A 25,422-nucleotide genomic window follows, 5' to 3' on the forward strand; every position below is an offset into this window, starting at 1 on the left:
TCCCCAGGCCCCGCAGGGCCAGCAGCTTCTGGGCCGCCGTGCCCCAGCCCATGCCCAGGCCGAGGCCGATCACCGCGCCGAACATGGCGATCACCACGGACTCCAGCCGGATCATCCGCCGCAGCTGACGGCAACCGTCCACACCTGGACCTGGTGGGCCCGCCCGGCGCCCGACCGTTCGTGATCGCCGCCCTGGCGGCTTGCTCCGGCCGCCCCGTACTCGCCGTGACCGCCACCGGCCGGGAGGCCGAGGACCTGGCCGCCGCGCTGCGCTCGCTGCTGCCGCCGGACGCGGTCGTGGAGTACCCCGCGTGGGAGACGCTCCCGCACGAGCGGCTCTCCCCCCGCTCCGACACCGTCGGCCGCCGCCTCGCGGTGCTGCGCAGGCTCGCGCACCCCAGCAAGGACGATCCGTCCACCGGCCCGGTCAGCGTCGTGGTCGCCCCCGTACGTTCCGTACTGCAACCGCAGGTCAAGGGCCTGGGTGACCTGAAGCCGGTGAGCCTGCGCAGCGGCGACACCGCCGACCTCGGCGAGGTCGTGGACGGCCTGGCAGCCGCCGCGTACGCCCGTGTCGAACTCGTGGAGAAGCGCGGCGAGTTCGCGGTCCGCGGCGGCATCCTGGACGTCTTCCCGCCCACCGAGGAACATCCGCTGCGGATCGAGTTCTGGGGCGACGACGTCGAGGAGATCCGTTACTTCAAGGTCGCCGACCAGCGCTCCCTCGAAGTCGCCGAGCACGGCCTGTGGGCCCCGCCGTGCCGTGAACTGCTGCTGACCGACGAGGTACGGCGCAGGGCCGCGGAGCTGGCCGAGTCGCAGCCGGGACTCGCCGAACTGCTCGGCAAGATCGCCGAGGGCATCGCGGTGGAGGGCATGGAGTCGCTCGCCCCGGTGCTGGTGGACGACATGGAGCTGCTGCTGGACGTGATGCCCGCGGGCAGCCTGACCGTCGCCTGCGACCCGGAGCGGGTGCGTACCCGGGCCGCGGACCTGGTGGCCACCAGCCGGGAGTTCCTGGAGGCCTCCTGGGCCGCGACGGCGGGCGGCGGGCAGGCGCCGATCGACCTGGGCGCCGCCTCGCTGTGGTCGCTCGCCGACGTCCGCGACCACGCCCGGGAGATCGGCATGGCGTGGTGGTCGGTCAGCCAGTTCGCCAGCGACGCCGAACTGGACGACGACACCGTGAAGTTGGGCATGCACGCCCCCGAGACGTACCGCGGGGACAGCGCCCGCGCGCTCGCCGACACCAAGGGCTGGCTGGCCGACGGCTGGCGCGCCGTCTACGTCACCGAGGGCCACGGCCCGGCCGCCCGTACCGTCGAGGTGCTGGGCAACGAGGGCATCGCGGCCCGGCTGGACGCGGACCTGCCGGGCGCCCCCGAGCCGTCCGTCGTGCACGTCGCCTGCGGATCCATCGAGCACGGCTTCGTGGACCCGGGGCTGAAGCTGGCGGTGCTGACCGAGACCGATCTGTCCGGTCAGAAGTCCGCCAGCAAGGACATGGGCCGGATGCCGTCCCGGCGCCGCAAGACCATCGACCCGCTCACCCTCCAGGCCGGGGACTACATCGTGCACGAGCAGCACGGCGTGGGCCGCTACGTGGAGATGGTGCAGCGCACCGTGCAGGGCGCCACCCGTGAGTACCTGCTGGTGGAGTACGCCCCGGCCAAGCGCGGCCAGCCGGGCGACCGTCTCTTCGTGCCCACCGACCAGTTGGAGCAGATCACCAAGTACGTCGGCGGCGAGGCCCCGACGCTGCACCGGCTCGGCGGCGCCGACTGGACGAAGACCAAGGCGCGGGCGAAGAAGGCGGTCAAGGAGATCGCCGCGGACCTGATCAAGCTGTACTCGGCGCGGATGGCCGCCCCCGGTCACGCCTTCGGCGCGGACACCCCCTGGCAGCGCGAGCTGGAGGACGCGTTCCCGTACGCCGAGACCCCCGACCAGCTCACCACGATCGCCGAGGTCAAGGAGGACATGGAGAAGTCGGTCCCGATGGACCGGCTGATCTGCGGCGACGTCGGTTACGGCAAGACCGAGATCGCGGTGAGAGCGGCCTTCAAGGCGGTGCAGGACGGCAAGCAGGTGGCCGTGCTGGTTCCCACGACTTTGCTGGTCCAGCAGCACTTCGGCACGTTCTCCGAGCGCTACGGCCAGTTCCCGGTCAACGTGCGGGCGTTGTCCCGGTTCCAGACGGACACCGAGGCGAAGGCGGTGCTGGAGGGGCTGAAGGAGGGCTCGGTGGACGTGGTCATCGGCACCCACCGGCTGTTCTCCTCCGAGACCAGGTTCAAGGACCTGGGCCTGGTCATCGTGGACGAGGAGCAGCGCTTCGGTGTCGAGCACAAGGAGCAGTTGAAGAAGCTGCGGGCCAACGTGGACGTGCTGACCATGTCCGCGACGCCGATTCCGCGCACCCTGGAGATGGCGGTCACCGGCATCCGGGAGATGTCCACCATCACCACCCCGCCGGAGGAGCGGCACCCGGTGCTGACCTTCGTCGGCCCGTACGAGGAGAAGCAGATCGCGGCGGCGGTCCGCCGTGAACTGCTGCGTGAGGGACAGGTCTTCTACATCCACAACCGTGTGGAGTCGATCGACCGGGCCGCCGCGCGGCTGCGCGAGATGGTCCCGGAGGCGCGCATCGCCACCGCCCACGGGCAGATGGGCGAGCACACGCTGGAGCAGGTGGTGGTCGACTTCTGGGAGAAGAAGTTCGACGTGCTGGTGTCCACCACGATCGTGGAGTCCGGCATCGACATCTCCAACGCCAACACCCTGATCGTGGAGCGCGGCGACAACTTCGGCCTGTCGCAGCTGCACCAGCTGCGCGGCCGGGTCGGCCGGGGCCGTGAGCGCGGCTACGCGTACTTCCTGTACCCGCCGGAGAAGCCGCTGACCGAGACCGCGCACGAGCGGCTGGCGACCATCGCCCAGCACACCGAGATGGGCGCGGGCATGTACGTGGCGATGAAGGACCTGGAGATCCGCGGTGCGGGCAACCTGCTCGGCGGTGAGCAGTCCGGCCACATCGCGGGCGTCGGCTTCGACCTGTACGTACGGATGGTGGGCGAGGCGGTCGCCGACTACCGGGCGGCCCTGGAGTCCGGGGAGGCGCAGGAGGAGGCGCCGCTGGAGGTCAAGATCGAACTTCCGGTGGACGCGCACGTTCCGCATGACTACGCGCCGGGGGAGCGGCTGCGGCTCCAGGCGTACCGTTCGATCGCCGCGGTCAACTCCGAGGAAGACATCGCCGCGGTGCGCGAGGAACTCACCGACCGGTACGGCAAGTTGCCGGAGCCGGTGGAGAACCTGCTGCTGGTCGCCGGGCTGCGGCTGCTGGCCCGGCGGGCCGGTGTCACCGACATCACCCTGCAGGGCAACAACATCCGCTTCGGCCCGGTGGAGTTGCGCGAGTCCCAGGAGCTGCGGCTCAAGCGGCTGCACCCGCGCAGCGTCGTCAAGCCCGCGGTCAAGCAGGTGCTGGTGCCACGCCCGTCGACCGGCACGATCGGCGGCAAGCCGGTGGTGGGCCGTGAACTCCTGCAGTGGACGGCCGAGTTCCTGACCACGGTGGTGGGCGCCTAGCGTTTCCGGTCCGCGGCGGCGCGGCCATCACCGAATGGTGGCCGCGTAGTGGATATCGCCCCCCGGCAGTCCCTATCCTCGGTCAGCGCCAGGTCGTGCACTGTCGCTCGATCAACCGCCGGGAGGCACCATGGTCCGCCGTCGTACCGCCACGCTCTCCTTGACCGCCGCCGCTGTGCTCGCCGCGACGCCGCTGCTCACCTCCTGCGGCGCGGAGCATCCAGGGACGGCGGCCGTGGTCGGGGGGCAGACGATCTCGATGTCCACGTTGCAGTCGCAGGTCAAGGCGGTGCGCGACGCGCAGGGCGGTTCCGCGCAGACCGCGCAGCTGATCGAGTCGACCAGTGATCTGGACCGTACGACGCTGGGCGGCCTGGTCTTCGACCGGGTGCTGGACACCGCCGCGCGGCAGGCCGAGGTGACCGTCACCCGGGCCGAGGTGCAGCAGGCCCGGTCGGCCGCCGAGGCGCAGGCGGGCGGTGCGGCGGCGCTGCGCGACCAGTTGCTCCAGCAGTACGCCGTCGCACCGAACGGCATCGACGACTTCTACCGGGTGCAGGCCGAGGCCCAGGCGCTGGCGCGGAAGCTCGGCGTGGACCTGGCCACCCCCGACGGGCAGGCGGCGGTGACGAAGTCCCTGGTCAAGACCGCCCAGCAGATGCGGGTGGACGTCAATCCACGCTACGGCACCTGGAATTCCCAGACCCTGACCATCGGCACGGCCAGCACCCCGTGGCTGCGGCACGCCGTCGCCCCCACACCTGCCGCCTGAGGTCGGGTCCGGCGCCGCCAGGCACCCCTCGCCCGGGGTCGGCGGCCTCCTCCGGAAAGCCCCTTCCCGGGGGAGGCCGGGCCACCGCTGACATCTCAGCGGTAGCGTCTACGTGTGAACGACAACGCCGCCGCTGACGCCCGTCCCGGTCGTCTGGTCCTGCTCACCACCAGTCACCGTGTCGCCCCCGGTCTGCTGTCCTGGCCCGCCTGGCGGGTCCTGCGGGACGCGGACCTGGTGGTGTGTCCGGACAGCGCGCATCCGCAGCTGCCGTATCTGCGGGAGGCGGGCGTCGAGGTGGAGCGCTCGGCGCCGACCGGCCGTGAGCTGGTCGACCTGGCGGTCGGCGGCCGTACGGTGGTGGTCATCCCGTCTGCTGACGGCGACTCGTCGCTCACCGACGAGCTCGCCCGGCTGGCTGGTTCCGGCCGGGTGCGGATGCCGGAGCTGGAGCTGCTGCCCGCCTCGTACGACCTGCCGGGCGCGCGGCTGCTCGACCTGGTCGCGGTGATGGACCGGATCCGCGCGGAGTGCCCGTGGAGCGGCCGGCAGACCGGCGAGGGCCTGGTGAAGTACCTGATCGAGGAGGCGTACGAACTCGTCGAGGCGATCGAGGACGGTGACCGGGCGGCGTACCGCGAGGAGCTGGGGGACGTGCTGCTCCAGGTGGTCTTCCACGCCCGGATCGCGCAGGAGGACTCCGAGGAGCCGTTCTCGATCGACGATGTCGCGGGCACGATCGTGGACAAGCTGATCCGCCGCCACCCGCATGTCTTCGGCGGGGAGAGCGCCGAGACCCCGGAGGAGGTCAAGGAGCACTGGTTGCGCACCAAGGCCGCGGAGAAGCGCCGCGACTCGGTGACCGACGGCATCCCGCTGGACCAGCCCGCGCTGGCGCTCGCCGCGAAGCTGGCGGGCCGGGCGCGCACCGGCGGGGTGGCCGCGCCCGCGCCCGCGCACGACTCGGAGGACCTCGGGGACCGGCTGCTCGCCCTGGCCGCCCTCGCCGAGCGGCAGGGGGTGGATCCGGAGGCAGCGCTGCGCTCCGCCGCCCGTCGGTACCGGGACGCGATCCGAACGGCCGAGCGAACTGAGTGATCCGCCCGGCGTATGGGTAATAAATCCACATGATGTGGACATTCGGCGCGGAAACCGTCGCGGCGGGCTTCATAATCGGCCCGCTGCTGATCGGCATCGGCATTGTGGTCGCCCTGGCCCTCGTCGGGTTGTTCTACGGACGTCTGCGGCGCGGCCCGGGCCCGCAGCGCACACCGCAGCCCCCGCCGGAGCAGCCGCCACCACGGGCCCGGGCGTGGACGACACCCACCGAGTTCGCCGAGGGCGAGGCCCCGGCGAACCACGGACCGGGGCACCAGGACTCCCAGGTCTCCGAGCCCGAGGAGGTCAGCCGGGAGCCGGACGAGGTGCCTCGGGACGGCAGGCGGCGCTTGCCGTACGAGCTGCGCGGCTACCCGGGCCCGCGGACCTGAACCCGGTACCGCGCCGCCTCTCGAGTGGGTGATCATGGCGGTATGCGCATCGACATACCGCATTCCTGGCCGCGCACCGAGGCCGATGCCATCGCGATCCAGGACCGGCTGCGCGGCCTGGTGGACCGCGTCGGACCCGGGCCGCGGGAGCCGCGGCTGGTGGCCGGGCTCGACGTGGCGTACGCCGAGGACTCCAACCGGGTGGCCGCCGCCGTGGTGGTGCTGGACGCGCGGACCCTGGAGGTCGTGGAGCGCGCCACCGCGGTCGGTGACGCCACCTTCCCGTACGTCCCGGGCCTCTTCGCGTTCCGTGAACTGCCGGTGCTCGTCGAGGCGTTGACCCGGCTGGAGAGCGTTCCGGAACTTCTGCTCTGCGACGGCCAGGGCCTGGCGCATCCGCGCCGCTTCGGGCTCGCCTGCCATCTGGGGGTGCTCACCGGGATCGCGGCGGCCGGGGTCGCCAAGACCACGTTCGTCGGCGACTACGACGCCGCCGCGCTCGGCCCGCGGCGCGGTGCGGGCGTCCCGCTGGTCGACGGCGGTGAGACCGTCGGACGCGCGCTGCGCACCAGGGACGGCGTCAAGCCGGTGTACGTCTCCACCGGGCACGGCATCGACCTGGACACCGCCTGCCGCCATGTGCTGGCGCTCGCCCCGCGGTACCGGCTGCCGCAGACCACCCGGCTCGCCGACCGGCTCAGCCGGGACGTGCTGCGCGCCGCCCGCTGACGCCACCGGGTTAACGTCGGGGGGTGACTGACGCATCCGCCCCCGCCCTGTTCACCTGGGAGTTCGCCGCCGATCCCTACCCGGCGTACGCCTGGCTGCGGGAGCACGCGCCGGTGCACCGCACCACACTGCCCAGCGGGGTGGAGGCCTGGCTGGTCACCCGGTACCCCGACGCCCGGCAGGCACTCGCGGACGCCCGGCTCAGCAAGAACCCCGTCCACCACTCCGAGCGCGCCCACGCCAAGGGCAAGGTCGGCATCCCCGGTGAGCGCAGTGCCGACCTGATGACGCACCTGCTGAACATCGACCCGCCGGACCACACCCGGCTGCGCCGCCTGGTCTCCAAGGCGTTCACCCCGCGCCGGGTGGCCGAATTCGCCCCGCGGGTAACGGAGTTGACCAACCGGCTCATCGACTCCTTCGCGGCCAGGGGCGAGGCGGACCTGATCCATGAGTTCGCCTTCCCGCTGCCCATCTACGCCATCTGCGACCTGCTCGGCGTACCGGCCGAGGACCAGGACGACTTCCGCGACTGGGCGGGCATGATGATCCGGCACGGCGGCGGACCGCGCGGCGGCGTCGCCCGCTCGGTGAAGAAGATGCGCGCGTACCTGCTGGAGCTCATCCACCGCAAGCGCGCACAGCTCGGTGACGACCTGATCTCCGCCCTGATCAGGGCCAGCGACCACGGCGAGCACCTCACCGAGAACGAGGCCGCGGCGATGGCGTTCATCCTGCTGTTCGCCGGTTTCGAGACCACGGTCAACCTCATCGGCAACGGCACGTACGCGCTGCTGCGCGACCCGGGGCAACGGCGGCTGCTCCAGGACTCGGTGGGCCGCGGTGAGACGGACCTGCTGGCCACCGCGGTCGAGGAACTGCTGCGCTACGACGGGCCGGTGGAGTTGGCGACCTGGCGGTTCGCCACCGAACCGCTGACCATCGGCGGCCGGTCGATCGGCACCGGCGACCCGGTGCTGGTGGTCCTGGCCGCCGCCGACCGCGACCCGGAACGCTTCGCCGGTCCCGACACCCTCGACCTGGCCCGGCGCGACAACCCGCATCTGGGATTCGGACACGGCATCCACTACTGCCTGGGCGCCCCGCTCGCCCGGCTGGAGGGCCAGACCGCGCTGGCCACCCTGCTCACCCGGCTCCCCGACCTGCAACTCGCCGTGGATCCAGAGGAGTTGCGCTGGCGCGGCGGACTGATCATGCGCGGGCTGCGCACCCTTCCGGTCTCCTTCACCGCTGTCCGGGATGTCGCCAACGGGCAATAAGAGCATGGAGAATACAGACACCTGACGGGATGTCGGTCAGGCGTGACCTCCACGTGATCTCCACTACATCCGCCCGTGACCGACGCCGTTACGGGCTACGCTCTGCGCTCGTCCCCGCCGTCGGAGAAAGGCGTCACATGCTCAGGTCGGGCAACGGTCAGCACCGAAAGCCGCGTCAAGCGCCCGCGTTCGTCGTCACCGCCGGGGTCACCGGCGCCGGGATCGCGCTGCCGCTGCTCGGCGCCACGGGTGCGCACGCCGCCACCGCCAGCACCTGGGACAAGGTCGCGCAGTGCGAGAGCGGCGGCATGTGGAGCGCCGACAACGGCAACGGCTCGTACGGCGGCCTCCAGATGACCCAGGACACCTGGGAGCGGTTCGGCGGCACGGCCTACGCCGAGCGGCCCGACCTGGCCAGCCGGCAGCAGCAGATAGCCATCGCCGAGAAGGTGCTGTCCGCCCAGGGCGCCGACACCTGGGGCGGCTGCGCGGTGGACGCGGGCCTGGCCAGGGGTGGCGCCTCGGCGGAGGTGGACCCGGGCACCCTCGATCCGTCGACGGACGGGTCGTGGAACGACTCCGGCGCGTCCGGTGAATCCGGTTTGTCCAACTCGCCGGTTCTCGGGGATGGTTCGGGCGTGACGGGTTCTTCTGGTTCATCCAGCTCGTCCACTTCGACCGGTTCGAGTGGGTCTTCCGATTCATCTGGTTCGGTGGATGCGTCGGGTGCGCCATCGTCCGACCCGTCCTCCAGTCCCTCGCCCTCTTCTTCCGCTTCGTCCGCCCCCTCCTCCTCGGCCAGCAGCACGCCGTCGCCCTCCGGTGCCGGTGGCGGCGGCGGGCGGCACGCCAAGCCGTCTCCCTCCGCTTCCGGTTCGGCCAGCGCCGACCCCACGGCCTCCGGAACGCCCTCCGGAACGCTTTCCGGGGCGCCGTCGAGCGCTCCCGCCGACCCGGCGCCGACTACGTCCGGTGACCGTGGCGGTGACCGCGCCTCACGTGGCGGCGTCGACGCGCGCCAGCAGGGTCCGGGGGTGGACGGGCAGGAGAGCGGCTCGTACACCGTTCAGCCGGGCGACAACCTGACGCAAATCGCGACAGACCACTCGGTGCCCGGAGGCTGGCCGTCGCTCTACGACGCCAACAAGTCCGTGGTGGGCTCCAACCCGGACCTGATCCTGCCCGGACAACAGCTCACTCTTCGTTAAACCTGTGACATACCTCTCCCGGGCCGCTTCGGGCGACGGACCGTCAGCCGTCCGCTTATCCCGTTCCGACCTGCGGATCTGACGTTCCGCTGGTGATGCGTCAGGAATCCGCCGGTGCCGGGCGGTGTTTGTCAGCCGCCCGGGGGGTGTGTTTAAGGTCGTGACCGCTCGCCACCGCGAGCCCTGTCGGTCAGGTACGCCGAGTCCTGCCGCCGACCGACGGGAACAGTCGACGCGAAAGCGCCGTAGGCAGGAGCGGGGGACCCAAGGTTCTCCGCCGGTCCGCTCAACTCGACGGACCGGCTAGGGGTTAAGTCGCGCGCCGTGCGCCGCGACCGGGCACTCACTCGGCCCGAACCCGACAGCTGACCTCGTAGGCGTCGGTGAGGAAATCTCCATGGGTAAGCACCGCCGTGCCTCGAAGGCTGTCCGTATCGCCACCATCACCGGTGTCGCCGGTGCGGCCGTCGCCGCGCCGCTCCTGACCGCCACCTCGGCTTCCGCCGCCTCCGTGGCCGTCTGGGACCGTGTCGCCCAGTGCGAGTCCAGCGGCAACTGGTCCAACCACGACACCGGTGGCAACGGGCACTACGGCGGTCTGCAGTTCTCGCAGTCCAGCTGGGCCGCCGCCGGTGGTCTGAAGTACGCCTCGCGCGCCGACTACGCCACCAAGGACCAGCAGATCGCCGTCGCCGAGGTGCTGCTGAAGATGCAGGGCCCGGGTGCCTGGCAGTGCGCCTACGCCGGCCCGCTGACCTCCGGTGGCCCGGCCCCGGAGATCAACGTGAGCGGCTCCGCCTCCGCCTCGGCCGGCGCGGACAACGCGGCCAGCACCCAGACCGCCAAGGAGGCCCCGGCCAAGGAGGCCCCCGCCGAGGCCCCGGCGCCGAAGAAGGTCCGCAAGCACGCCCGCCCGGCCGCCCCGGTCGAGCAGGGCACCGGCAGCTACACCGTCAAGTCCGGTGACACCCTCTCCGGTATCGCCGCCGCCCACGGTGTCGCCGGTGGCTGGCAGAAGCTGTTCGAGCTGAACAACGACGTCGTCAAGGACGCCAACCTGATCTTCCCCGGTCAGCACCTGAAGCTCGGCTGAACCCCGACAACGGCACAACTGCCCTGACGGTCTCCCGTGTTCGCGAACCGCGCGGCGACCGATGAAAGCCCCCCGGCCGGACACGCCTTCCCCCCGAGCGTGTCCGGCCGGGGCATTTTGGGTTCGACCGCCGTCCCGTCGGCTGGCCGGACCGGGCGAGCCGGTTAGGCTCATCCCGCAGAGCACCAGCGCACCAACCAAGCAACACATCCCAAAGGAGATGCTCGTGCCGTCCATCGACGTCGTCGTAGCCCGGGAAATCCTCGACTCACGAGGCAACCCCACCGTCGAGGTCGAGGTCGGCCTCGACGACGGGAGCACCGGCCGCGCGGCCGTACCCTCCGGTGCCTCCACCGGTGCGTTCGAGGCCCTCGAACTGCGCGACGGGGACAAGGCCCGTTACGGCGGAAAGGGCGTGGAGAAGGCCGTTCTCGCCGTCATCGAGCAGATCGGCCCGGAGCTGGTGGGGTACGACGCCACCGAGCAGCGGCTGATCGACCAGGCGATGCTCGACCTGGACGCCACCCCGGACAAGTCCTCACTCGGCGCCAACGCCATCCTCGGCGTCTCGCTGGCCGTGGCGCACGCCGCCTCCGAGGCCTCCGACCTGCCGCTGTTCCGCTACATCGGCGGCCCGAACGCCCACGTACTGCCGGTCCCGATGATGAACATCCTCAACGGCGGCGCCCACGCGGACTCCAACGTCGACATCCAGGAGTTCATGATCGCGCCGATCGGCGCCGAGTCCTTCTCCGAGGCCCTGCGCTGGGGCGCGGAGACGTACCACGCGCTGAAGTCGGTCCTCAAGGAGCGCGGTCTGTCCACCGGCCTCGGCGACGAGGGCGGCTTCGCGCCGAACCTGGAGTCCAACCGCGCCGCCCTCGACCTGATCGTCGAGGCCATCAAGAAGGCCGGCTTCCAGCCCGGCCAGGACATCGCGCTCGCCCTTGACGTGGCCGCCACCGAGTTCTACAAGGACGGCGCGTACGTCTTCGAGGGCAAGGCCCGTACCGCCGCCGAGATGAGCGCCTACTACGGCGAGCTGGTCGCCGCCTACCCGCTGGTCTCCATCGAGGACCCGCTGGGCGAGGAGGACTGGGAGGGCTGGAAGACCATCACCGACCAGCTCGGCGACAAGGTCCAGCTGGTCGGTGACGACCTGTTCGTCACCAACCCGGAGCGCCTGCAGCGCGGCATCGACAGCGACACCGCCAACGCCCTGCTGGTCAAGGTCAACCAGATCGGTTCGCTGACCGAGACCCTGGACGCCGTCGAGCTGGCCCAGCGCAGCGGCTACAAGTGCATGATGTCGCACCGCTCCGGCGAGACCGAGGACGTCACCATCGCCGACCTGGCCGTCGCCACCAACTGCGGCCAGATCAAGACCGGTGCCCCGGCCCGCTCGGACCGCGTCGCCAAGTACAACCAGCTGCTGCGCATCGAGGAGATCCTCGACGACGCCGCGGTGTACGCCGGCCGCAGCGCCTTCCCGCGCTTCCGCGCCTGAGGTCCTGTGACGGGCCCGGGGGGCGGTGCCCCCCGGGCCCTTGGGGTTGAGGGCTCAACCCCAAGGGGTGTCCGGAGGCGAGAGCCCCCGGAATCGGGCCTGGGGCGTGGCCCGGTGGGTTTGGGGGCGAAGCCCCAGAACACAACTACGTACGTGCTGAGGGGTGAGCGACGTGCCAACGGACCGCTTCTCGACCGCGACCAGGCTCAAGGCCCTGGGCGCGCAGGCGCAGGCCCGCGTCTACCGGGCCACCGGCCGTACACCGCGGCGCAGCAGGCTCACCGGTCGCGCAGCGCTGCTGGCGCTGACCGTCTGCGCGCTGGTCGTCGCCCTCGCGTACCCGATGCGGCAGTACGTGGCCCAGCGCTCGCAGATCGCCGACCAGCGCGAGCAGGCGCGCCAGGCGCGCCAGCGGGTGGAGCGGCTGCAACAGGAGAAGGCCCGCTGGTCCGATCCGGAGTACGTCAAGGCGCAGGCCCGCGAGCAGCTGCACTTCGTGATGCCGGGGGAGACCGGGTACACCATGTCCGGCCAGCGCGGTACGGACGCCGACCAGAGCGACGCCGCCACAGGGGCGGCGGCCAACCGCGCCTGGTACGACAATCTTTGGAACGGAGTGAACTCCTCCGACGCCAGCCACTGACCGGGGCCCGGCTCGCCCGGGACCCGTACCACCACCGAGCCACCGCCGAACCAGAAAGCCGCCCGTGAAGAACCCGCCGCCCCGCACCGAACCCGCCCCGCCCACCGAGGCCGACATCGCCGCCATCGGCGAGCAGCTCGGCCGCGTGCCGCGCGGACTGCGGGCCGTAGCGCACCGCTGCCCGTGCGGGCTGCCGGACGTCGTGGAGACGGCGCCCCGGCTGGAGGACGGCACGCCGTTCCCCACGCTCTACTACCTGACCTGCCCGCGCGCCGCCTCCGCCATCGGCACCCTGGAGGCGGAGGGCGTGATGAAGGAGATGACGGCGCGGCTCGCTGAGGACGAGGAGCTGGCCGCCGGGTACCGGGCGGCGCACGAGGACTACATCGCCCGCCGGGACGCCATCGAGGTGCTGGAGAACTTCCCCAGCGCGGGCGGCATGCCGGACCGGGTCAAGTGCCTGCACGTGCTGGTCGGCCACTCGCTGGCGGCCGGTCCCGGGGTGAACCCGCTGGGTGACGAGGCGATCGCGATGCTGCCGCAGTGGTGGCGCAAGGGCCCCTGCGTGTGCGCCGGTGCCGACGAGGGCGGCGCCGAGGAGGACGCGAAGTGACCCGGGTCGCCGCGGTCGACTGCGGTACGAACTCCATCCGGCTGCTGGTCGCCGATGCCGACCGGCACACCGGCGCCATCAAGGACCTCGACCGGCGGATGCGGATCGTACGGCTCGGCCAGGACGTCGACCGCACCGGCCGGCTGGCGCCCGAGGCCCTGGAGCGCACCTTCGCCGCGTGCCGTGAGTACGCCGAGGTGATCCGCGAACTCGGTGCGGAGAAGGTGCGGTTCGTGGCCACGTCGGCCTCCCGGGACGCGCGGAACCGCGAGGAGTTCGTTCGGGGCGTGGTGGAGATCCTGGGCGTGGAGCCCGAGGTGATCTCCGGCGACGACGAGGCCGAGTACTCGTTCACCGGGGCGACGAGGGAACTGGCCGGCCGGGACCACTTCGAGAAGCCGTACCTGGTGGTGGACATCGGGGGCGGCTCGACCGAGTTCGTGGTCGGCTCGGAGCACGCCGCGGCGGCCCGCTCGGTGGACATCGGCTGCGTCCGGATGACCGAGCGGCACCTGGTCCGCGACGGCCAGGTCGGCGATCCGCCCACGCCGGGTCAGATCGCCGCGATGAGGGCGGACATCGCCGCCGCGCTGGACCTGGCCGCCGAGACGGTGCCGCTGGGGCGGGCCCGAACCCTGGTGGGCCTGGCCGGCTCGGTCACCACGGTGGCCGCGATCGCGCTGGGGCTGCGGGAGTACGACTCGTCGGCGATCCACCACTCGCGGATCGGCATCGATCAGGTCCGCGAGATCACCGACCGGCTGCTGTCCTCGACGCACGCCGAACGCGCCGCGATCCCGGTGCTGCACCCCGGGCGGATCGACGTGATCGGCGCGGGCGCCCTCGTACTGCTGATGATCATGGAGCGGGTGGGGGCCGGGGAGGTCGTGGTGAGCGAGCACGACATCCTCGACGGCATCGCGTGGAGTGTGGCCTGAGCGGTCGACTGAGCAGGGCGAACATCAGCTGAGCGGGCTGCGGCGCCCTCGCGCACGGGCCTTGGAAAGAGCTTCGTGAATTTCTTCACATGAAGAACGGGGCTTTTGTTGGGGTGGAGTTGAGGTTCCGCGCCCGCCGCGCGCCGGGGGAGTGTTTCGGCGGCGTTCCACGGGGTGCGGCGATCCGTCCGCCGCTACCCCGCTGATGCGGATCGTGGCTGCTCAGCGCGGTGGCTCAACGTCTTCGGGCCCTGTCCGGTTCCGTTGGCCGCTGTGGCATCGATCACGAAACCGCGCAGTGTAGCAGAGGGTCGCAAGAACCTTGTGAAGGGGCTCACGAAGGCCCCCCAAGCGGGTGCTGGATACTCGTCTTCATGAGCACCACGGAGCGTCCACGGATCCTCGTAGTAGGCGGCGGTTACGTCGGCCTGTACGCGGCGCGCCGCATCCTGAAGAAGATGCGGTTCGGCGAGGCGACCGTCACGGTCGTCGACCCCCGGTCGTACATGACGTACCAGCCCTTCCTCCCTGAGACTGCCGCCGGCAGCATCTCCCCGCGCCACGTCGTGGTTCCGCTGCGACGCGTGCTGCCCAAGGCGGAGGTCCTCACCGGCCGGGTCACCTCGGTCGACCAGGACCGCAAGGTGGCCGTCATCGAGCCGCTCGTCGGCGAGTCCTACGAGCTGCCCTTCGACTACCTCGTCGTCGCGCTCGGCGCCGTCTCCCGCACCTTCCCGATCCCCGGCCTCGCCGAGAACGGCATCGGCATGAAGGGCGTCGAGGAAGCCGTCGACCTGCGCAACCACGTGCTGGAGCAGCTGGACCTGGCCGACTCCACGACCGACGAGGAGGTCCGCCGCAAGGCGCTGACCTTCGTCTTCGTCGGCGGTGGCTTCGCGGGCGCGGAGACCATCGGCGAGGTCGAGGACATGGCCCGTGACGCGTGCAAGTACTACACGAACGTCAAGCGCGAGGACATGCGGTTCGTCCTCGTCGAGGCCGCCAACCGGATCCTGCCCGAGGTCGGCCCGGAGCTCGGCAAGTGGGGCCTTGAGCACCTGCGCGAGCGCGGCATCGAGGTCTACCTGGAGACGTCGATGAAGTCCTGCGTCGACAAGCACGTGGTGCTCGCCAACGGGCTTGAGGTCGACGCCTCCACCATCGTGTGGACCGCGGGCGTCAAGCCGAACCCGGCGCTGGCCAACTTCGGCCTGCCGCTCGGCCCGCGCGGCCACGTCGACACCGCTCCCACCCTCCAGGTCCAGGGCATGGACTACGTGTGGGCGGCCGGCGACAACGCCCAGGTGCCGGACCTCGCCTCCGGCGAGGGTGCCTGGTGCCCGCCGAACGCGCAGCACGCGCTGCGCCAGGCCAAGGTGCTCGGCGACAACGTGGTGTCCGGGATGCGCGGCTTCCCGCAGCACGAGTACAAGCACAAGAACATGGGCGCGGTCGCCGGTCTCGGCCTGCACAAGGGCGTCGCCCTGCTGTTCGGCAAGATCAAGCTCAAGGGCCGTCTGGCCTGGTACTGCCACCGCGGCTACCACGGCATGGCGGTGCCGACCTTCAACCGCAAGTTCCGGGTGCTCGCCGACTGGACGCTGGCGATGTTCCTCAAGCGCGACGTGGTGGCGCTCGGCGCGCTGGAGAACCCGCGCGACGAGTTCTACGAGGCCGCGGCGCCGGTGACGGCGGCGGCCACCGCCAAGGCCAAGGCGCCGGAAGGTGAGAAGGCCAAGGCCTCCTGACCTTCAGCGCTGCCCGACAGCTCTGATCGACGCCGAGGGCGTCCGCCATCCGTGGGGCGGACGCCCTCGGCGCTTTCGGGTACGGAATTTTCCCGTACTCGGTTCCCGATTCGGGACTACGATTGGGTCGCAAATCTGTTTTCGTGATGCAAGGACCTTGTCAGGTCCGTCGGTTGACGCACCATCACGGAGGTTTTGCACCATGGCCGACGCAGCCGTACGGCTCCTCGCACTCGCCGAAGGCGCCCTGGGCGCCCCGCTTCCGCTGCGGATCCGTGCCTGGGACGGTTCCGAGGCCGGGCCGCCGGACGCGCCGCTGCTGGTGCTGCGGCACCGGCGCGCGCTGCGCCGACTGCTGTGGAAGCCGGGGGAGTTGGGGCTCGCCCGGGCCTGGGTGGCCGGGGACATCGAGGTCGAGGGCGACCTGTACGAGACGCTGGAACGTCTCTCCGGGCTGATCTGGGAGCGGGACGAGCCGCAGGGCGGACTGCGCCCGCTGGACGCCGTACGGTCCCTGCGCGATCCCGCGCTGCGCCGGATGGCCCGTGAGGCGCTGCTCCTGGCGGGGCCCGGACTGCCGCCCGCCCCGCCCGCCGAGGAGGCGCCCAGGCGCGGCGGGGTGCGGCACACGCTCAGCCGGGACCGCGAGGCGATCCACCACCACTACGACGTCGGCAACACCTTCTACGAGCGGGTGCTCGGGCCTTCGATGGTCTACTCGTGCGCGTACTGGCAGCAGCCGGGCGGCACCCTGGAGGAAGCGCAGGAGGCCAAGCTCGACCTGATCTGCCGCAAGCTGTCGCTGACCGAGGGCCAGCGGCTGCTGGACGTCGGCTGCGGCTGGGGTTCGATGGTGCTGCACGCCGCCCAGCGCTACGGGGTGCGGGCGGTCGGCGTCACGCTCTCCACCGAGCAGGCGGCGTACGCCCGCAAGCGGGTGGCCGACGCGGGGCTGACCGACCGGGTGGAGATCCGGGTGCAGGACTACCGGGCGGTGGACGACGGGCCGTACGACGCGATCTCGTCCATCGGCATGGCGGAGCATGTGGGGTCCGCGCAGTACCGGGCGTACGCCTCGGCGCTGTACGGGTTGCTGCGGCCCGGTGGCCGCCTGCTCAACCACCAGATCGCGCGGCGCCCGCTGGAGCGGGAGGACGCCTACCGGGTGGACGAGTTCATCGACCGCTACGTCTTCCCCGACGGGGAGTTGTCGCCGCTCGGTTCCACGGTCGAGCTGCTGGAGGAGGCCGGTTTCGAGGTACGGGACGTGGAGGCACTCCGCGAGCACTACGGGCGCACCCTGCGCGCCTGGGTCGCCAACCTGGAGACCCACTGGCCGGAGGCCGTCCGCCTCACCTCGCCCGGCCGTGCCCGCGTCTGGCGCCTCTACATGGCGGCTTCCGCCCTGGCCTTCGAGCACAACCGCATCGGCGTCAACCAGGTCGTGGCGGTGAAAACCACCACGTCGGGTGACGCGTCCTTCCCCCGAACCAGACACGCATGGCTGGAGCCCCACTGACGAGTACCCCTCACCCGCCCTTCCCCGGGGCTCCGCTCCCTCGTCTCCGACGTGCGTCGTGGCTCCGACTTTGAACCCGCGGGGAAAAGACGCGCCCCCAAGCCCCTTGTATACCTGGGGACTTGGGGGCGAAATTCGAAGACCGGCAGGATTCGGAGCGAAGCCACGCGCCAACCCGGAGCCTGGGGTGAAGCCCGCCGCCCACCCCCGGGGGGGCGGGCGGCGGAGCCCCGAGGGGCGTGGGATCACTCCGTCTTGATCGCCTCCAGGACGTCGAGCTTCGCCGCTCGCCTCGCGGGCCACACCGCGGCCAGGGTGCCGACCAGGGCGGCCAGGGCGAGGAAGACGGCGATACGGGCCCAGGGGAGGACCATCACGTAGCCCTGGAGGTCAGCGCTGATGGAGTCTCCGGTGGCCCAGGCGATGAACAGGCCCAGGACCACGCCGGTGACCGCGCCGAAGAGGGCGATGACGACCGCCTCCAGCCGGATCATCCGCTTGACCCGGCCGCGGTCCAGGCCGACCGCGCGCAGCATGCCGATCTCACGGCGCCGCTCGAAGACCGACATGGCCAGCGTGTTGATGACCCCCAGCACCGCGATGACCAACGACATGCCCAGCAGCCCGTACATGATGTAGAGCATGTTGTTGATCATGCCGCCGAACGTGTCCCGGATCCCCTGACGGTCCATCACCGAGATCGCCGGGTTGTCCCCCAGCCCGTCGGTGATGGCCTGTGCCGCGGTGGGCGTGGCGCCGCCGGAGACGGAGACCAGCACCTGCCGTACCTCGGGCTTGTCGACGTGCGGCGTCAGCATCCGGTCCGGCATGACGACGTCCGACAGCACGAGGTTGTCGGCGAACGTTCCGCCCACCGTCACCTCGGCCCTCGTGCCGTCCGGGTAGCTGGCCTGGACGGTGTCGCCGACCCGCCAGCCCCGGCTCTTGGCGGTCTTGTCGGCGACCAGGACCTTGCCGTCGGCCAGCGCGGACTGCGAACCGTGCACCATCGTGATCTTGACGGTCTTGGCCAGCCCGGCCGGATCGGCCGCGGTGACCGACGAGAACTTGCCGTCCAGGTCGAAGTAGGAGTTCCGCAGCGCGGTCGCCGCGGTGACCCCCGGCACCTTGGAGATCTCGCCCGAGACGGAGTCGTCCAGCGGCATGCCGTTCGCCATCTGGACCATGTAGTCCGCCGACAGGTTGTCCACCGTCGCCTTGTCGATCGTCCGGCCGATGGAGACACCCAGCACCGACAGCCCGGTGATCAGGGTCAGCCCGATGGCCAGCGCGGAGGCGGTGGCCGCGGTACGTCGCGGATTACGCCGCGCGTTGCGCGCCGCCAGGTTGCCGGACACCCCGAACGCCCGCGCCAGTAGCGGCCGTACCGCCGCGATGACCGGCTGCGACAGCAGCGGCGTCAGCACGATCACTCCGATCACCAGCAGGAACGCCCCGCCGCCGACCTCCCAGCGCCCGGTGGCGCCACCCGCCGAACCGCCCAGCACGACCAGCGCGGCACCGACCGCGGCCAGCAGCCCGCCGAAGGTGTTGCGCAGCACCAGGGACTTGGTGGGCGCCGGCAGCTCCGCACTGCTCATCGCGGCGACCGGCGGAATCTTCGCGGCCCGGCGGGCGGGCAGCCAGGCGGCGAACATGGTGATCAGCACGCCCACCGCGAACGCCGCGACCACCGTCGTCGGCGCGACCACCAGCGGCCCGGACGGCACCTTGGCGCCGAAGGAGGCCATGGCGGAGCGCAGTCCCACCGCGATCCCGATGCCGCCCACGAACCCGGCCAGCGAGGCGGTGGCGCCCACGATCAGCGCCTCGGTGAGCACCGAGCGCGTCACCTGGCGGCGGCTCGCGCCCAGCGCGCGCAGCAGTGCCAGCTCCTTGGTGCGCTGCGCGACCAGCATGGTGAAGGTGTTGGCGATCAGGAAGATCCCGACGAACAGCGCGATGGCGGCGAACACCAACAGCATGGTGTTCAGCGAGTTGAACTGCTGCTCGATGTCCTTGGCCTGCCGGTCGGCGAGTTGCTTGCCGGTCTGCGCGTCGACGCTGCCGTCCTTGGGCAGCAGCGGGGTGATCTCGTCGAGGATCTTCTGCTGCGCGGTGCCCTTGTCGGCGGTGACCGTCACGTCGGAGAAGTGACCGGAGGTCAGGTAGAGCGACTGGGCGCTCGCGGTGTCGAACAGCACCAGCGAACCACCGGCGCTGACCGAGCCGTCGTCGGTGGTGAAGATGCCGGTGACGGTGTACGTCTTGACCGGCCCGTTGGTGGCGATCCGCGCCGGATCGCCGACGTGGAAGCCGCCCTTGTCGGCGGTGTCCTTGTCCAGCGCGACCTCGCCGGTCTGCGCCGGGCCGCGGCCGGAGACGAACGCGTAGCGCGGGTCCTTGCCGTTCTTGCCGGGTGCGAAGTTGGCACCGGAGTTGGTCCAGCCGTTGCCGATCAGCTTGCCCTTGGTGTCGGCGACTCCGGCGAACCCGGAGACCCGCCCGGTCGCGGAGGCGACGCCCGGCAGCTTGTCGATACGGTCGAGGGTCTGCTGGCTGATGCCCTCGTCCTGCTTCTTGCCGTGCGGGCCGGAGGACCCGCCGTAACTGGTGATGGCGACGGCCACGTTGTCGTACGACTTGGCCGACTGGTTCTTGTAGGCGTTGCCGAGCGTGTCGGTGAAGACCAGGGTGCCGGAGACGAAGGCGACGCCGAGCAGTACGGCGAGCACGGTCATCAGCAGCCTGGCCTTGTGCGTGAGCACATTGCGCAGGGCGGTTCGGAACATGGTTCAGTCCTGGGGGGATACGGGTGCGGATCGGCGTGGACGGGCGGCGGCTGGGCGCGAGCTCAGCTGGTACGGCCCTTGGCGTCGAAGCCGGGGGTCCGGGGGTTTCCCCCGGGAAGGCGCCGCATCCGCTCCAGTACGTCGTCGGCGGTCGGGTCGCGCAGTTCGTCGACGATCCGGCCGTCGGCGAGGAAGACGACGCGGTCCGCGTACGAGGCGGCCACCGGGTCGTGGGTGACCATCACCACGGTCTGGCCCAACTCCCGTACGGAGTTGCGCAGGAAGCCCAGCACCTCGGCGCCGGAGCGCGAGTCGAGGTTTCCGGTCGGCTCGTCGGCGAAGATGATCTCGGGCCGGGCGGCGAGCGCCCGGGCCACCGCCACGCGCTGCTGCTGGCCGCCGGAGAGCTGGGCGGGTCGGTGCGACAGCCGTCCGGACAGGCCGACGGTCTCGATGACCTTGGACAGCCACGCCTGGTCCGGCTTGCGGCCCGCGATGTCCATCGGCAGCGTGATGTTCTCGGCGGCGGTCAGGGTGGGCAGCAGGTTGAACGCCTGGAAGATGAAGCCGATCTTGTCCCGGCGCAGTCGTGTGAGCTGCTTGTCCTTGAGCGACGACAGCTCGGTGTCACCTATTCGAGCGGACCCGGAGGAGATCGAGTCGAGCCCCGCCATGCAGTGCATGAGCGTCGACTTGCCGGAGCCGGACGGGCCCATGATGGCGGTGAACTCGGCCTTGCGGAACTCCGTGGAGACGTTGTCGAGCGCGACCACGCGTGTCTCGCCCTGGCCGTAGACCTTGGTGAGATCCGTCGCGCGGGCGGCCACCGCGGTGGCACGATCGTCGGCGCGGGTGCCGGTCTGGGTGGTGGTGGTCACGGGTGGGGCTCCTGTCGTACGTGGCGGTGTTCACTCCATCCTTCCTGTGCCCAGCCACGGCCGGATCAGCCCCTGTCGTGGTTCTGCGGGGAGCCTTGGGAGGTACGGACGGCGCGGGCGTCATCCTCAGGTAGGAGATGAGCGGGGGCGCATTGCCCCGGCAGTGGGGCGCACGGGGGCGTGCGTGCTGCGACGTGACACTACTCGGCGAATTCCCGTCAATCGCTTCGAGTGGCGCATGCACCGGATAGCGGGTGCTCTTGCGGAATGCGCGCCGGTGAGGGCATATACCCGGGCAATCGCCCGGTTTTGACGGTCTTTCAGCTGCCCATAAAATCAGACAACGCGGGGCGGATTTTCACCTGTTCGGGGGTCAGTTCCGGATAGGCTCTTGCTACTTCATGGGGGCTGCCCGCTGTGCCCGCGGCGGTGTTCCCATGCCCGGGTGGTGGAATGTAGACACGGTGAGCTTAAACCTCACTGACCTACGGGTCGTGCCGGTTCGAGTCCGGCTCCGGGCACTCTCCTCCCGCTGGTGACCCTTCCCCGGGAGAGGGCCTCCCGAATCCTCGTTAATTCTTCAATTAATCAGATCGGCCTACCAATCGGCGCGGGAAGATCCTCCTCTGGTAGCAGCCGCGGTACTTTGCCAATCCATTACGGTTGGGGCAGAGCCGTACCGTGCGGCCATGGAGGAGTGAGATGAGGAGCAGCAACCCGGTCTTCTCGCGGCGGGGCTTCAGTGGGGACAACGGTTATGCGGGCTTCGGGCAGCACCCGACGCCCTCCGCCGGCTACCCGTACGGCCAGGCCGCCCCCCAGGACCTCACGGCCGAGCAGTTGCGGCAGATGTACCAGGCGCCACCCGCCAGCCCGGCGCAGAGCGGCCGGATGACCATCGACGACGTCGTCATGCGCACCGCCATGACGCTGGGCACGGTCTTCGTCGGCGCGCTGCTCGCGTGGTTCGTGCTGCCGGTGAGCCGCACCGGCTACGGGATCGCCGTGGGAGCGGCGCTGGTCGCCTTCGTGCTGGGCATGGTGCAGACGTTCAAGGCGGCTCCGACCCCTGCGCTGATCCTCGGCTACGCGGCCTTCGAGGGCGTCTTCCTCGGCGTCCTGAGCAAGATCGTTCAACGCGGCCTGGGCGGGCGCCCCCGTGCAGGCGGTGCTGGGCACGATGGCCGTGTTCGCCGGAATGCTCATCGCGTACCGCACGGGGCTGGTCAAGGTCACCGACCGCTACAGGCGGGTCGGCATGGCGATCGCCATCGGCTTCGTGCTGCTGATCTTCGTCAACCTGCTGTTCGCGGCCTTCGGCGGCGGTGCCGGGCTCGGCCTGCGCAGCGGTGGGCTCGGCGTGGTCGTCGGCATCGTCGGCGTGCTGCTCGGCGCGTTCTTCCTGTCGCTGGACTTCAAGCAGGTCGAGGACGGCATCCGGCACGGCGCCCCGCAGCGGGAGTCCTGGCTGGCCGCGTTCGGCCTGACGCTCTCGCTGGTGTGGATCTACCTGGAGATGCTGCGGCTGATCTCCATCCTGCGGGACTGAGCCGGGCCGCACCGGTCCCGGACGCACCGACGGGCCTCCAGAGGCGGCGATGTCGCTCCTGGAAGCCCGTCGGTGGCTTTGCGGGGCCTGGGGTCAAGGGGTCGCGGGGCTACCCGAGTTTGCGGGCCGCCCGCCTGAGGTCGTACTCATGGACGAGGGCCTTGGCGTAGCCGTGGGACAGGTCCGACTCCCGGCGGAGCCAGTCCACCTTCTCTTCGAAACGAAGGAGCGCGGGGCCGTTGTCGAGGTCGCGGAGCCAGTCGGAGACTTCGCGGCCGGTGCGCTCAGGGATGCGGGACAGCAGGTTCCGGTGGGTTTCTTCAGAGAAGACCATCTGGGACATCGGCGCCTCCAGTGTGCGTTCCGTTACCCCACCGTGCCTTAGCCGTTGGGCGTTGGCAACCGTCCCAGGCCTACGAGACGGCGCGGGCGCACGTATAAAGTCACCGCATGCTCGACTGCGCGCCCCTGGTAACCGCCGTGGAGCGGCTCGCCGACCGCTTCCGTGCCCTGCCGCAGAGCCGCTTGCGCGGCGTCGCGGAGGCCGGACTGGACCTCGCACGCGAGCTGTCGTGCGCCGCGCAACGGCTTGAACTGCCCGATCGCGAGCCGCTGTTGATGCCGGACGACGGCGTCTACGCACTCGGCGACCAGATCGCCGTGGCGGGCCATGACCTCCTCGCGGCCCTCGCCGGGCACCCCGGCCGCCACGACGTGCTGGACCAGGCGCTACGGAGCGTGGCGAAGGTGGAGGAACTCCTCTAGGGCCGCCGGGCTCACAGCGAGGCGACGACCCGGTCGGCCAGCACGAAGAGGCTCTCCTCGCCGTAGGTGAAGGTCAGCGCGAACGCGCCGGAGACCGCGGACCCGCCGAGCAGCGCCGGAGCCTCACCGCGCTCCAGCGCGGCGGCCAGCTGCTCCGCCGTCTCCCGGTGGCCGGGGGTCAGGCACAGCGTCGTACCGTCCGTGAAGACGTACAGGTCCAGCGTGCCGAGCGGCCCGGGGCGGACGTCCGCCAGCGGGATGCGCGCGTCGGCCAGCGCGGCCAGCCGGGCCACCGTCTCCTCGGGGTCGGCGACCACCGGGGAGGGCGTGAAGTCCGGGTCGGAGGGGTGGCGCCGGTGCGGCAGGCGCGGTTCGAGGCCCGCCAGGTCCGCCTGGCGCGGTACGTAGGGCAGCGCCTCGATCTCCGGGAACTCGGTGTGCCCGTCGAAGGCCGGCGCGTCGGCGGCCTCCCGCGCCTCCTGGGCGGCCCAGAACGCCCGGGCCTCGGCCAGCTCCCGGTCCCGCTCGTCGGCGAGCGCCGCCGCCACGGCGGTACGTATCTCCTCGATGGCCGGAGCCGGGCGGGCGCCCGGTACGGCACCGGCGGCGGTCTCCGCGTGGGCGCGCCGCACGGTGAGTTCACGGCGCAGCGTCCCCAGCTCACCGCGCAGCCCGCGCACGGCGAACACGGCGGCGGCCGCCACGGCCACGGCGGCGGCCGCGACGAGCAGCGAGACGAGGGCGATGAGGTTGATGGAGCTCACTGACGTACTCCTGGCGGGTGGGGGCACTACGGCGGTTTGCGACGGTTTACAGCGGAACTTTTTCTCCCCCACGGACACTCTGCACTGAAAGCGTTGGCCAGCGCAGTGCGGAATGTCACGAAAGGGACATGCCGTCGCCCGTAGTCGCCTTTCGCACCGCTCTGAGCTGCACAACGACGTTCCCCCGGGATGTTGGACACATCCCGGGGGAACGTCGAAAACGGTCAACCCAGCGCCGCCAGGTTCAGCTCGGCGCCCTCGCTCTCAGCTCAGCCGCTCGATGACCATCGCCATGCCCTGGCCGCCGCCGACGCACATCGTCTCCAGGCCGAACTGCTTGTCGTGCCACTGCAGCGAATTGATCAGCGTGGTGGTGATCCGGGCGCCGGTCATCCCGAAGGGGTGGCCGACGGCGATGGCGCCGCCGTTGACGTTCAGCTTGTCCAGGTCGATGCCGAGGTCCCGGTAGGACGGGATGACCTGGGCGGCGAACGCCTCGTTGATCTCCACCAGGTCGATGTCGTCGATGGTCAGGCCCGCCCGCTTGAGCGCCTGCTTGGACGCCTCGACCGGGCCGTAACCCATGATCTCCGGGGAGAGCGCGGACACCCCGGTGGACACGATCCGGGCCAGCGGGGTCAGGCCCAGCTCGCGGGCCTTGGTGTCGGACATGATGACCAGCGCCGCGGCGCCGTCGTTGAGCGGGCAGCAGTTGCCCGCCGTCACCAGGCCGTCGGGGCGGAAGACCGGCTTGAGGCCGGTGACGCCCTCCAGCGTCACGCCCGGGCGCGGACCGTCGTCCTTGCTGACCACGGTGCCGTCCGGCAGCGTGACCGGGGTGATCTCGCGCTGCCAGAAGCCGTCGGCGATCGCCTTCTCGGCGAGGTTCTGCGACCGTACGCCGAACTCGTCCATGTCCTGGCGGGTGATGCCCTTGAACCGGGCCAGGTTCTCGGCGGTCTGGCCCATCGCGATGTACGCGTCGGGCAGCAGGCCGTCCTCGCGCGGGTCGTGCCAGTCGGAGCCCTCGCTCTGCGCACGCTCCGCGGTACGCGCCTCCGCGTCCGCGAACAGCGGGTTGTGGGTGTCCGGCAGGCCGTCCGAGGTGCCCTTGACGCTGCGCGAGACCATCTCCACACCGGCCGAGACGAACACGTCGCCCTCGCCCGCCTTGATGGCGTGCAGCGCCATCCGGGAGGTCTGCAGCGACGAGGAGCAGTAGCGGGTGATGGTGCAGCCGGGCAGGTGGTCCATGCCCATCTGCACCGCGACGATCCGGCCGAGGTTGTGCCCCTGCTCGCCGCCGGGGAGACCGCAGCCGAGCATCAGGTCGTCGATCTCACGCGGGTCCAGCTCGGGGATCTTCGCCAGCGCGGCCTTGATGATCGTGGCCGTGAGGTCGTCCGGGCGCAGTTCCTTCAGCGATCCCTTGAAGGCGCGCCCGATGGGCGAGCGGGCGGCAGAGACGATTACGGCTTCGGGCATCGCGGGATCTCTCCTCCGGAGGCGTGACGGGCTCAGGTGGAAGTTACCGGTAGGTAGC

General features: G+C 71.0%; 19 protein-coding genes, 1 tRNA gene, 2 pseudogenes and 1 riboswitch. Of the genes and pseudogenes, 17 read left to right on the forward strand and 5 right to left on the reverse strand.

Going from position 1 to position 25,422, the window contains the following annotated elements; translation table 11 throughout:
* Positions 1 to 117: 117 nt before the first annotated feature.
* From mfd to P3G67_RS31735, 14 genes and pseudogenes are all read left to right on the forward strand, one after another.
* Positions 118 to 3,591, forward strand: a pseudogene (gene mfd / locus P3G67_RS31670) (transcription-repair coupling factor); the annotation flags it as partial.
* A 130-nt stretch (positions 3,592 to 3,721) separates the two neighbouring features.
* On the forward strand, positions 3,722 to 4,363 hold the full coding sequence (locus P3G67_RS31675) for a SurA N-terminal domain-containing protein (RefSeq protein WP_276096576.1): 642 nt from the start codon (positions 3,722 to 3,724) through the stop codon (positions 4,361 to 4,363).
* Positions 4,364 to 4,477: 114 nt separating this feature from the next.
* Positions 4,478 to 5,461 (forward strand): nucleoside triphosphate pyrophosphohydrolase, encoded by a 984-nt coding sequence (locus P3G67_RS31680; protein ID WP_276096577.1) that lies wholly within the window; start codon positions 4,478 to 4,480, stop codon positions 5,459 to 5,461.
* Between the two features lie 29 nt (positions 5,462 to 5,490).
* Positions 5,491 to 5,853, forward strand: coding sequence for a DUF6479 family protein (locus P3G67_RS31685; protein ID WP_276096578.1), 363 nt, complete (start codon positions 5,491 to 5,493; stop codon positions 5,851 to 5,853).
* A gap of 42 nt (positions 5,854 to 5,895) precedes the next feature.
* Complete coding sequence (locus P3G67_RS31690) at positions 5,896 to 6,582, forward strand: endonuclease V (protein WP_276096579.1); 687 nt, start codon at positions 5,896 to 5,898, stop codon at positions 6,580 to 6,582.
* Between the two features lie 23 nt (positions 6,583 to 6,605).
* Positions 6,606 to 7,862, forward strand: coding sequence for a cytochrome P450 family protein (locus P3G67_RS31695; RefSeq protein ID WP_276096580.1), 1,257 nt, complete (start codon positions 6,606 to 6,608; stop codon positions 7,860 to 7,862).
* A gap of 137 nt (positions 7,863 to 7,999) precedes the next feature.
* The gene (locus P3G67_RS31700) at positions 8,000 to 9,070 is read left to right on the forward strand and encodes a LysM peptidoglycan-binding domain-containing protein (protein WP_276096581.1); all 1,071 of its coding nucleotides are present in this window, start codon (positions 8,000 to 8,002) and stop codon (positions 9,068 to 9,070) included.
* 231 nt (positions 9,071 to 9,301) lie between these two features.
* Positions 9,302 to 9,465: riboswitch (cyclic di-AMP (ydaO/yuaA leader) on the forward strand.
* 2 nt (positions 9,466 to 9,467) lie between these two features.
* Entirely contained in the window at positions 9,468 to 10,163 is a 696-nt protein-coding gene (locus P3G67_RS31705; protein ID WP_276096582.1) for a LysM peptidoglycan-binding domain-containing protein, read from the forward strand.
* A gap of 226 nt (positions 10,164 to 10,389) precedes the next feature.
* Complete coding sequence (gene eno / locus P3G67_RS31710; RefSeq protein WP_269855751.1) at positions 10,390 to 11,670, forward strand: phosphopyruvate hydratase; 1,281 nt, start codon at positions 10,390 to 10,392, stop codon at positions 11,668 to 11,670.
* Between the two features lie 172 nt (positions 11,671 to 11,842).
* A complete protein-coding gene (locus P3G67_RS31715; protein ID WP_269855842.1) occupies positions 11,843 to 12,313 on the forward strand; it encodes an FtsB family cell division protein in 471 nt (156 codons plus the stop codon).
* A gap of 64 nt (positions 12,314 to 12,377) precedes the next feature.
* Positions 12,378 to 12,926, forward strand: coding sequence for a DUF501 domain-containing protein (locus P3G67_RS31720; protein WP_269855752.1), 549 nt, complete (start codon positions 12,378 to 12,380; stop codon positions 12,924 to 12,926).
* Entirely contained in the window at positions 12,923 to 13,864 is a 942-nt protein-coding gene (locus tag P3G67_RS31725; RefSeq protein ID WP_276096583.1) for a Ppx/GppA phosphatase family protein, read from the forward strand. The genes P3G67_RS31720 and P3G67_RS31725 overlap by 4 nt, the downstream gene beginning before the upstream one ends.
* A 374-nt stretch (positions 13,865 to 14,238) precedes the next feature.
* Positions 14,239 to 15,612, forward strand: coding sequence for an NAD(P)/FAD-dependent oxidoreductase (locus P3G67_RS31730; protein WP_269855754.1), 1,374 nt, complete (start codon positions 14,239 to 14,241; stop codon positions 15,610 to 15,612).
* 202 nt (positions 15,613 to 15,814) lie between these two features.
* Positions 15,815 to 17,131: an SAM-dependent methyltransferase gene (locus P3G67_RS31735; protein ID WP_276096584.1), complete on the forward strand. Its 1,317-nt coding sequence runs from the start codon at positions 15,815 to 15,817 to the stop codon at positions 17,129 to 17,131.
* A 245-nt stretch (positions 17,132 to 17,376) separates the two neighbouring features.
* On the opposite strand, the gene P3G67_RS31740 is transcribed toward P3G67_RS31735, so the two are convergent.
* Together P3G67_RS31740 and P3G67_RS31745 are read right to left on the reverse strand one after the other, a co-directional pair.
* Complete coding sequence (locus tag P3G67_RS31740; protein ID WP_276096585.1) at positions 17,377 to 19,923, reverse strand: ABC transporter permease; 2,547 nt, start codon at positions 19,921 to 19,923, stop codon at positions 17,377 to 17,379.
* Between the two features lie 62 nt (positions 19,924 to 19,985).
* Positions 19,986 to 20,801, reverse strand: coding sequence for an ABC transporter ATP-binding protein (locus tag P3G67_RS31745; protein ID WP_276096586.1), 816 nt, complete (start codon positions 20,799 to 20,801; stop codon positions 19,986 to 19,988).
* Positions 20,802 to 21,240: 439 nt separating this feature from the next.
* On the opposite strand from P3G67_RS31745, the gene P3G67_RS31750 reads away from it, so the two are divergent.
* Together P3G67_RS31750 and P3G67_RS31755 are read left to right on the forward strand one after the other, a co-directional pair.
* Positions 21,241 to 21,322: transfer RNA gene (locus P3G67_RS31750), tRNA-Leu, on the forward strand.
* Positions 21,323 to 21,503: 181 nt separating this feature from the next.
* A pseudogene (locus P3G67_RS31755) lies at positions 21,504 to 22,350 on the forward strand (Bax inhibitor-1/YccA family protein).
* A gap of 109 nt (positions 22,351 to 22,459) precedes the next feature.
* Here P3G67_RS31755 and P3G67_RS31760 read toward each other — a convergent pair.
* The gene (locus P3G67_RS31760; protein WP_276096587.1) at positions 22,460 to 22,693 is read right to left on the reverse strand and encodes a DUF4287 domain-containing protein; all 234 of its coding nucleotides are present in this window, start codon (positions 22,691 to 22,693) and stop codon (positions 22,460 to 22,462) included.
* A gap of 107 nt (positions 22,694 to 22,800) precedes the next feature.
* Here P3G67_RS31760 and P3G67_RS31765 point away from each other — a divergent pair, with 107 nt between their 5' ends.
* Entirely contained in the window at positions 22,801 to 23,115 is a 315-nt protein-coding gene (locus P3G67_RS31765) for a hypothetical protein (protein ID WP_276096588.1), read from the forward strand.
* An 11-nt stretch (positions 23,116 to 23,126) separates the two neighbouring features.
* On the opposite strand, the gene P3G67_RS31770 is transcribed toward P3G67_RS31765, so the two are convergent.
* Positions 23,127 to 23,870, reverse strand: a complete 744-nt coding sequence (locus P3G67_RS31770; RefSeq protein WP_276096639.1) for a hypothetical protein — start codon at positions 23,868 to 23,870, stop codon at positions 23,127 to 23,129.
* 273 nt (positions 23,871 to 24,143) lie between these two features.
* Entirely contained in the window at positions 24,144 to 25,364 is a 1,221-nt protein-coding gene (locus P3G67_RS31775) for an acetyl-CoA C-acetyltransferase (protein ID WP_276096589.1), read from the reverse strand.
* Positions 25,365 to 25,422: the final 58 nt, after the last annotated feature.

It is taken from the genome of Streptomyces silvisoli, from assembly GCF_029269905.1.
Taxonomy (GTDB): Bacteria; Actinomycetota; Actinomycetes; order Streptomycetales; family Streptomycetaceae; genus Streptantibioticus_A; species Streptantibioticus_A silvisoli_A.

Bases quoted from the DNA above. Each gene is read 5' to 3' on its own strand.
- P3G67_RS31675 (WP_276096576.1), top strand. From the start codon at position 3,722: ATGGTCCGCCGTCGTACCGCCACGCTCTCCTTGACCGCCGCCGCTGTG.
- P3G67_RS31685 (WP_276096578.1), top strand. From the start codon at position 5,491: ATGATGTGGACATTCGGCGCGGAAACCGTCGCGGCGGGCTTCATAATC.
- P3G67_RS31690 (WP_276096579.1), top strand. From the start codon at position 5,896: ATGCGCATCGACATACCGCATTCCTGGCCGCGCACCGAGGCCGATGCC.
- P3G67_RS31700 (WP_276096581.1), top strand. From the start codon at position 8,000: ATGCTCAGGTCGGGCAACGGTCAGCACCGAAAGCCGCGTCAAGCGCCC.
- P3G67_RS31705 (WP_276096582.1), top strand. From the start codon at position 9,468: ATGGGTAAGCACCGCCGTGCCTCGAAGGCTGTCCGTATCGCCACCATC.
- P3G67_RS31730 (WP_269855754.1), top strand. From the start codon at position 14,239: ATGAGCACCACGGAGCGTCCACGGATCCTCGTAGTAGGCGGCGGTTAC.
- P3G67_RS31735 (WP_276096584.1), top strand. From the start codon at position 15,815: ATGGCCGACGCAGCCGTACGGCTCCTCGCACTCGCCGAAGGCGCCCTG.
- P3G67_RS31740 (WP_276096585.1), bottom strand. From the start codon at position 19,923: ATGTTCCGAACCGCCCTGCGCAATGTGCTCACGCACAAGGCCAGGCTG.
- P3G67_RS31760 (WP_276096587.1), bottom strand. From the start codon at position 22,693: ATGTCCCAGATGGTCTTCTCTGAAGAAACCCACCGGAACCTGCTGTCC.
- P3G67_RS31765 (WP_276096588.1), top strand. From the start codon at position 22,801: ATGCTCGACTGCGCGCCCCTGGTAACCGCCGTGGAGCGGCTCGCCGAC.
- P3G67_RS31775 (WP_276096589.1), bottom strand. From the start codon at position 25,364: ATGCCCGAAGCCGTAATCGTCTCTGCCGCCCGCTCGCCCATCGGGCGC.